Raw genomic sequence first — 7,994 nt, forward strand, 5'->3', positions numbered from 1 at the left:
CATGCAGTCGTATTTTGAAAGCATCTAACGAAGCATAAAGGACTTTGAAACCCGCCAGAATGGAGTCTCTCAGGTATTCCACTTCTGTGTTACATCGATTTAAAAGGCAACAACCATTTCTACATCAGTGTGCCTTGAATTGAAAAACCTGAGAGACTCTGAACTGACCAGATATTTAATGAGATTGGTATAATATTTAGCCTGTCGTGGGTAAGGTATTTGGATGAACTTGAATTGCTTTAATAATGCTTTTTCTTGGTATTTTTAAGCCACTAGCGACGATATTTTTAGGCCAAGAGTAAAACTGCCTGGGTCGCTTAAAGCGTGCTAGCGTCGATTCGACCAACTGACACAGCTGAACATTAACCGTTTCAATGTCCACTGTTTCAGTCGTGTTCGCACTGTAATCAATAATGGCCGCAGGTAGATAGCCAAACGTCGTGTCTGCAATAGCAAATACAATGGCTTGGGCCACATTAGGATGGGTTAATAACACGGCTTCAAGTTGCTCTGGGTGAATATTTTCACCACCGCAAATAAACATATTATCAACTCGTCCTAAAATATGGAGTTGGCCATTGGGGTCTAAGACACCTTTATCATTGGTGCAAAACCACCCTTGTTCATCTAAAGGTAAGCTTAAGCCCTTATCGGTGAGATAACCCATAAACAAACAATCACCTTTAACCCAAATCACCCCATCTTTTAACGTAAGCTGTCTTGATGGCAGAGGAACACCATGATGACCAGATAAGTTTGCTTTAGCCGTGGTAATTTGTGAGCTCATTTCTGTCATGCCATAACTGGTATAAGCATTAATGTGCTGGTGCTGAAGCGCTTCAATAAGTGCGGGTTCAATTACGCCACCGCCTAATAGCACTGCGTTGATATTGGCAAATGCTGCTGGATGTTGTTGGAGAATCTGGATTGCTTGGGTTGGTACCAATGATACGTGGGTAATGTGGTTGGAGGTAAGTTGTTCGGCCAATGTTCGTGTTTGATCTCGTAACACAATACAGGCCCCCGCTGAGGTGCAGCGGTGAATAATTGCTAATCCGCCAATGTGAAATAGTGGTAACGATAATAGCCACGCATCAGTTGCACTTAACGTGATAAACGTAGCAGCTCCTTTGGCGCTGCTAACATGATTCATTAAACAATGAACTGCGGCTTTGGGCATGCCACTTGAACCAGAGGTGAGAATAATATTTGAAGCTTGATATGGTGATACTTCAAGCGTTTGTGGTGTGCTTACCTCTGGCCTTTGAGGGAGTGTAATATCGAGCCAATGGGCAACATCTATCCCGTTTTGTTTGCTGGGGTTGTCGGTCCATAACCATTGCAGATCAAATCGTTGGATAAGTTGATTAATCTGTACATCAGCAAATCGAGGTGAAAGGGGTAAAAATATCCACCCTGCGTCAATACATGCCCAATATAAACAAATCATTTCAATATTATTATGTGACACACAAGCCACAATGTCGCCATGCTGAACACCTTGAGATTGCAATTGCTTTACGACATGGCGGACTAAATCACTTAAATGAGCATAGCTGATACAAGTATCAATATGTTTGTTGACGGTTTTAATCGCAATGGCATCTGGATGACTTAATGCGGTTTGGTGCAAAGGTGACATCATCATATTTCGACCTCATCTGAATAACCTATTTGGCCTATGTGAGTGATTAGTTGCAATGCCTTATGGTGTAGTTGTGGTGATGCTGCAGTGGTTGCTAGCAATAATGTTTGGGTGAAGGCGCTTAATGTATCAAGGCCTGGTGATTCATCTGGGGTTAATGCTTGACTCACTAAGCGTAAGTCGCTGATACCTATATCGGTCTCTAAGCTTGAGCTTAAAATACAGCGAACACCATTAAGGTGAGCTTGGCTTATCGTATTTTGCAATTTTTCGAGCGAACCTAATAACATTGGCTTGATGATTAACGCCCCTAAACCGGGTTGTTGTAACGCTAAATCGAGATCAAATTTAGGCGAATTTAATGATTCATCTAAGGCGTATTTTATCCCTAACTGGCGGTGTATTTGCGCATTATCGCTCGGGTTAATGCAAGGCTCTTCAATGTATTCAATTTTATGCTTTGGCAAGCAAGCTAAAAAATCGATAGCCTGTTCAAGACTAAAACCGCGATTGGCATCTAAACGTAATGTAACGTGTGGAGCGACAGCTAGTACCTGATAAATAAATTGGATCTCGCTTGCCATGCTGGTTTGGGCTACTTTTATTTTAACGCTGTTTATGCTGTCCTGAGTCAGCAATTTTTGGTTTATAGCCTGTTGCGACATGCCATCATAAAACAGGGGCACTGTCGCAGATTGGGTTTGTGGATTCTCTATGCGTATAGGCAGCTGGTGAGTTAATTTTGCATGTAATAAGCTGAATGAAAATGCTAATGAGGCGAATTTCATTTGTTTGGTAATATCAGCTAAAAGCATTAAAGGTTGATCGATCAAATTCGGTAATATGTGCAGTAGCTGAGATGTCACCTCATCAAGTGATTCTGGGCTAAACCCCGTTATCGTTTGATTATCAATATCTAGGCCCGAAAGCGGGGCGATTTCAATCCATGCTGTTTGCTGATTATTAAGTTGGATATCAAGCACTAATCCTTTACGAAAATCAATTCTCTGTATGCCTACAGGTAAGCTGGGGTTGAGTGGGATTTGATATTGATAGAGCGTGCAGCTACTTATGATTAAGTCGTCCGATGATGGCATTGTTATTCCTTTGGATCCGTAAGCGGATCTAAGCACAATAGCGTCAATAAGGTGTCGGTAAACAGTTGAGGGTGTAGGCTGTGAATATTATGACCTGCGGCCTGCAATGGATGTAATTGTAAATTCACCGAATCCGAATCAGCGAGTGTCGCTTGCCAATCTATAGCCAATTGGGCAAACTTTTTATCATTCACACCATAGATAAAATGACAGGGACAGCCAAGTCGAGTGAGTACATTGCGGCAATCTTGTTGCATGCTCAGCGAGGTTGCTTGGTAACAATTGGCTAAACGTTGCGGACTATTTATCCTACGAATGGCAATAAGTTGCTGTTTTTCATTTTCATCTAGATCATTAAAAACGGCTTGCTGATACCAAAGACCGAGAAAATCTGTTATCGGTAAATTTTGGAGTTTGTTGGCCCAAAGGTTATCGCTTTTGGCCCGCGCTGTTTGTTGTTGGCTATCTTGTAAGCCAGGATGAGCGGATTCAAGAGTCAGGCTCAATAGTGAATCGGCGAAATTGTCTGCAATATGCAGTGCTATTCGCCCACCTAGTGAGTAACCCAACAAATGAAACAGTTGGTACCCCATGTCATGAACTTTATTCACAATAAGCTTTGCTGCTTGGTGCAAACCAGGCGAATCTAAAGTGGCTAGATTATTGCCATGACCAGGTAAATCAATACATATACAATGAAAATGTTGGCTTAAACGTGGCATTAAGACTGACCAGTCGTCTTTGCTGCCCAAAAAACCATGCAGCATAAGTAATGGTGGTAAGTGTGGCTGGCCAAAACGACGGATCATTACCATTAGTGTTGTTTTACCCATTGACTAAGTTGAACAATTTGCTCGCTTGCTTGATTTGGGCTGACGTTCACTTCAATCACTGAGGCGCAATTAAACTCAAATGCTTCTTGATAAGCTTGCTTAAAGGATTCAATGTCATCCGCTTGTCGATAGGCTAAACCAAACATGGCGGCACCATAACCAAATTCTAAGCCATGGCTTAAACGATAAAAATCATTGCGCAGGTTTTCATTGGGTACGGGTAATAAATTAAAAATATTACCGCCATCATTGTTGAGAATAACTAATATAAATGGATGGGCCATTTGCTTTAACAAGGCCAACGAATTGAAATCATGTAAGCAAGATATATCGCCTATTACTAGGGTTGTCGGTGCTTTTCGGTCTGCTGCAACGCCACAGGCTGTAGCCATTAACCCATCAATTCCCGATGCTCCTCGGTTAGTATAAATTGCCGGAGAATTTGTCGCGATTGGCGCATACATATCATAGAGTCGGATAGGTAAACTGTTACCGATAAATAATATATGTTGATCTGTTTGAGCCACTGCAATGGAGCGCACAACTTGGGCCTCACCAAATGTTGTATTGTCGATTTGTTGTTTAAACAGCACTTCTAACGACTCATTCAATGGTAGTAATTGCAGTGCCCAATTGGCTTGTGATGAACGTGGCCAAGGTAATTGGCAAACAGCCTTCACACTTGCTTGATATAACATTTTAGATTGGTGGCTTTGATCTAAGCGATCGCCAAACTTAACTACTTGCCAGTAGCTATGCCAAGATTGTTGAGCAAGAAATTGAATTAAACGTTTGGAAATAAAGCGCCCACCAAACACTAATACACGCTCAGCTTGTTCAAGTAATTTGTTAGCTTTAGGATTTAATAATAACTGGTCGACGTGACCAATCACCCCAGGATGTTGACGCAACTGCGATTGTGCATCAACCAATACTGGCCAGCCCAGTTTTTGGGCTAATGCAATAATTTGTTGAGGAGACTCTTCAGGACTCAAGGTTCCAACCACAATGATGCCTTTGCCATGCACAAAACGCATTAATGTGTCTGTTGTGGGTAAATCAGCACTATTAAGACCAGCATAGTGAGTGAGTGGTTTAGCATTGTCAAACCACTGATTGAGTGGTGCAAGGTACGTTGAGGTGGTGACGCTGGCAATTTTTTTTACATGGGCCAATGTCATCAATTCTGTCGGGTACAATGGTTCGCGATACATACAGTTTATGTGTACCGGTTGATGTTGGTTTGCGATTGCATGATCTAGAGTACTTAATAATGCATTGGCCGGATAACCAATATCAGGAGTCGGTAGGTTAACTTGCTTAGCATATTGGGCAAATATAGCGGGTTGAACAATTGCTTGGTTAGCACCACAATCAATTAATTCAGGTGGTCTATCGCCAGATAACACAATCAAGGGCACATGAGTTAACCACGCTTCTACAATGGCCGGATACAGATTGGCTACCGCAGTGCCTGACGTGGTGATAATAGCCACTGGCGCGTTGCTGGCCTTTGCCAGTCCAAGGGCCATAAACCCTAAACCACGTTCGTCAAAGTGGATATGACGTGTGAGTTGGGTTTGACTAGCTGCGGCCAATGTTAGCGGAGTCGAGCGAGAGCCTGGTGCCATGCATACATGCTTAACGCCTAAGCGTGCCAGTTCTTCCAAGATCAATTGACCCCATAATAAATTCATATCGGCGCTAGTCTGTTGTTGCATATTGGCTCATATTCAAGATAAATAACGAATATTAGTGTAACGCCAAGTTCTCGTTATATCTAAGATTTAGTGCAGATTTTTATGGTAAATCTATCAAAAAGTCTGTGGTTATGCTTGATTGTTAATCCATTCGCTCATTACCACATGGGTTTTAATTTTGACTATGTCGGCTTGTGCATCAATAAATTCACGAATTTCATGTAATCGCTGCATTGAATTGGCATGCACATAAACCAACAAATCCATATCGCCCGTAATGCCTTGGCAAGTAATCACTTCAGGTATGGTGGTAAATATATGAATGACTTCAGCGCAACGAGCACAGCGATGTTGAATTTCAAAGTATGCGGAGACGCCCTGTTTTTGCGATTCACTTAATAGCACTTGATAGCCACGGATAACCCCCGAGAGCTCTAATTTTTTAATTCGTTCTGTCACTGCACTGCGTGACAAACTCACTTGCTCGGCAATAAATGAAATGCTCTGTCGAGCATTAAGGCGTAATTCGCTTATAATCGCTTTATCAAATTTATCCAATGCTTTGTATCCTAACAACTGTGTACTCATTCACATTCAGTCATTATGACGGAAAGTTGCTATATATCCATCATATTGTCGGTTAAGTAAAGCAACTTGAGTTAATTAACCCGCAGATTGTTTTTCTGTTTAGCCTTATAATATTGCAATATATTACTGTAAGAATAAGATAATGAATCAAATAACCGCAACAATTGGACGTTGGCAAGGCGCAGGCTTAATGGCCACCACATTGCTAGGTACTGGGGTATTTATTTTGCCGCAAATGACCATAGAGGTAGCGGGCTCAGGTTCGCTATTAGCATGGTTATTATTAACGGTAGCGATTATCCCGGTTGCATTAGTGTTTGGTTTGTTAGCAAGCCGATTTCCCCATGCGGCAGGTCCGGCTTATTTTATTGAAAAGGCTTTTGGCGCTACGGCTGGTCGAACTATCGGGCTGATCTTTTTGTTAGTGATCCCAATTGGCGCACCCGCTGCAATTTTGATGACCTTTCAATTTCTAGAGGCTTTAGTCTCTATTTCTGGGCTGGGTCAATTAGTTGCAGAATTATTGATTGTAGCGGTGTTATTACTGCTGAATATTAAAGGTATTCAGGTGTCGGCAAAATTACAGTTCGCATTGACTTTGTTGATTGTTTCGGTGGTGGCAATATTATTTGGTGCCAGTGGATTGAATGTCGACCAATTGGAAAGCTTTGCACATAGTAGTCATCCGCAGTTTAGTGGAGTGATGCTAGCAATGGGGATTGGTTTTTGGAGCTTTTTAGGCATTGAAGCCATGACGCATCTTGCCAGTGATTTCAGTAAGCCAGAAAAAGACTTGTTGCCAGCAATGATGATGGGCACTGTGCTGGTAGGGATTATCTATTTAGCCTGTACGTTTCTATTGCTTATGGTGCCAACAGAAGGTGATGGTTTAGCGATGATATCGGCATTTGATTATTTGTTATCAAACACCTTTTTGAGCGGATATGGTGCTTATATTATTGGGGTATTAGGTATTGCCAGCGGGTTAGCAACAGTTAACGTATATGCTGCGAGTGCCGCGCGTTTGTTATGGAGTTTTAGCAAAGAAGGTATTGTGCCGCGTTATTTCGTTAAATTAAACTCGCATGGCGTACCTTTTAGAGCCTTATTTGCCATTTTGGGTGCCATGTCGCTTGTTATTATAGCGACCTATTTTAGCTCGCAGGAATTAGAAGATTTAATCGCTTGGAGCAATGGTGTATTTGTCATTATTTACTTATTGGCGATGTTGTCTGCGGCTAAGTTACTCAGTAAACGTTATCTACCCTTAGTGGTCGCGGGATGTTTATTCTGTATCGGTTTGGGCATTGCTCTTGGCAGTAATATGGCTTATGCCATTGTTTTGGTAGTAGTTATAGCTCCCTTTATGTGGTGGCAAAAAGTACATCTTACGCGCAAATACTTACTCAGTAATAGCCAAGGTTAATTGGCGATAGCTTAGCGCGTTTCTATGGCGATATTGCGCATTTGTATGAGTTCACTGTGTTTTAAGTATAATAAATCAGCTGTACGGCGAATAATTTGGTCTTCGTAACGTGATAATTCGCCGTCGGCATAAGCTAACCTCCACATTGAAAGCAGTAACTTTTGCTTATCTTCAACACTAAACTGGCTATTAATTTCGGTTGTAAATTCAAACAGTGAAGTTGCGTTATGTCGGCTGTGTTTTGCGTCATCCAACAATTCTGTCGCTTCGGCGGCGCTAATTTGTAAGGTGCTGATAAGCATTTCTGGTAACAAAGCGGCTTCCGTCGTTGCTACGTGTTCATCTGCATATACGACTTCGAGTAAGAGGGTTGCTGCGGCTAAATTGAGATGTTTTACCTTATCTTCAGGGCTGCTCTCTTGAGTATGCGATTGGATAAATTGCTTTAGTTTGGCAATCATAATTATTCCGTCAAATGGGGCTATTGATTTTGATGCTAGCAAAAATGATAATCCCAAGCGAATGGCTTGGGATTAAATAATGTTAACGCAAGGCGTTATAGTAGGTGATACGTTGTTTTAATACCAATCTCATTAAATATCTGGTCAGTTCAGAGTCTCTCAGGTTTTTCAATTCAAGGCACATTGATGTAGAAATGGTGTTCCCTTTTAAATCGATGTAACACAGAAGTGGAATACCTGAGAG

Annotated in this window: 7 protein-coding genes; 1 reads left to right on the forward strand and 6 read right to left on the reverse strand. The window is 41.7% G+C overall.

The genetic code is table 11. The features are described 5' to 3' along the window. Positions 1 to 196 precede the first annotated feature (196 nt). From menE to ACWXWT_RS19075, 5 genes are all read right to left on the reverse strand, one after another. Positions 197 to 1,648, reverse strand: a complete 1,452-nt coding sequence (menE, locus tag ACWXWT_RS19055; protein ID WP_456043151.1) for an o-succinylbenzoate--CoA ligase — start codon at positions 1,646 to 1,648, stop codon at positions 197 to 199. Further along, the gene (gene menC / locus ACWXWT_RS19060; RefSeq protein ID WP_456043152.1) at positions 1,645 to 2,742 is read right to left on the reverse strand and encodes an o-succinylbenzoate synthase; all 1,098 of its coding nucleotides are present in this window, start codon (positions 2,740 to 2,742) and stop codon (positions 1,645 to 1,647) included. Before menC ends, menE begins: the two co-directional genes overlap by 4 nt. A 2-nt stretch (positions 2,743 to 2,744) precedes the next feature. Next, entirely contained in the window at positions 2,745 to 3,575 is an 831-nt protein-coding gene (gene menH / locus ACWXWT_RS19065) for a 2-succinyl-6-hydroxy-2,4-cyclohexadiene-1-carboxylate synthase (protein WP_456043153.1), read from the reverse strand. Continuing rightward, positions 3,557 to 5,296, reverse strand: coding sequence for a 2-succinyl-5-enolpyruvyl-6-hydroxy-3-cyclohexene-1-carboxylic-acid synthase (gene menD / locus ACWXWT_RS19070; protein WP_456043154.1), 1,740 nt, complete (start codon positions 5,294 to 5,296; stop codon positions 3,557 to 3,559). The genes menH and menD overlap by 19 nt, the downstream gene beginning before the upstream one ends. 108 nt (positions 5,297 to 5,404) lie before the next feature. Next, the gene (locus ACWXWT_RS19075) at positions 5,405 to 5,833 is read right to left on the reverse strand and encodes an Lrp/AsnC family transcriptional regulator (protein ID WP_456043157.1); all 429 of its coding nucleotides are present in this window, start codon (positions 5,831 to 5,833) and stop codon (positions 5,405 to 5,407) included. A 172-nt stretch (positions 5,834 to 6,005) separates the two neighbouring features. On the opposite strand from ACWXWT_RS19075, the gene yjeH reads away from it, so the two are divergent. Beyond that, positions 6,006 to 7,289 (forward strand): L-methionine/branched-chain amino acid transporter, encoded by a 1,284-nt coding sequence (yjeH, locus tag ACWXWT_RS19080; RefSeq protein WP_456043155.1) that lies wholly within the window; start codon positions 6,006 to 6,008, stop codon positions 7,287 to 7,289. Between the two features lie 11 nt (positions 7,290 to 7,300). On the opposite strand, the gene ACWXWT_RS19085 is transcribed toward yjeH, so the two are convergent. Further along, positions 7,301 to 7,750: a tellurite resistance TerB family protein gene (locus ACWXWT_RS19085; protein ID WP_456043156.1), complete on the reverse strand. Its 450-nt coding sequence runs from the start codon at positions 7,748 to 7,750 to the stop codon at positions 7,301 to 7,303. Positions 7,751 to 7,994 lie beyond the last annotated feature (244 nt).

This window comes from Shewanella sp. A22, assembly GCF_053850585.1.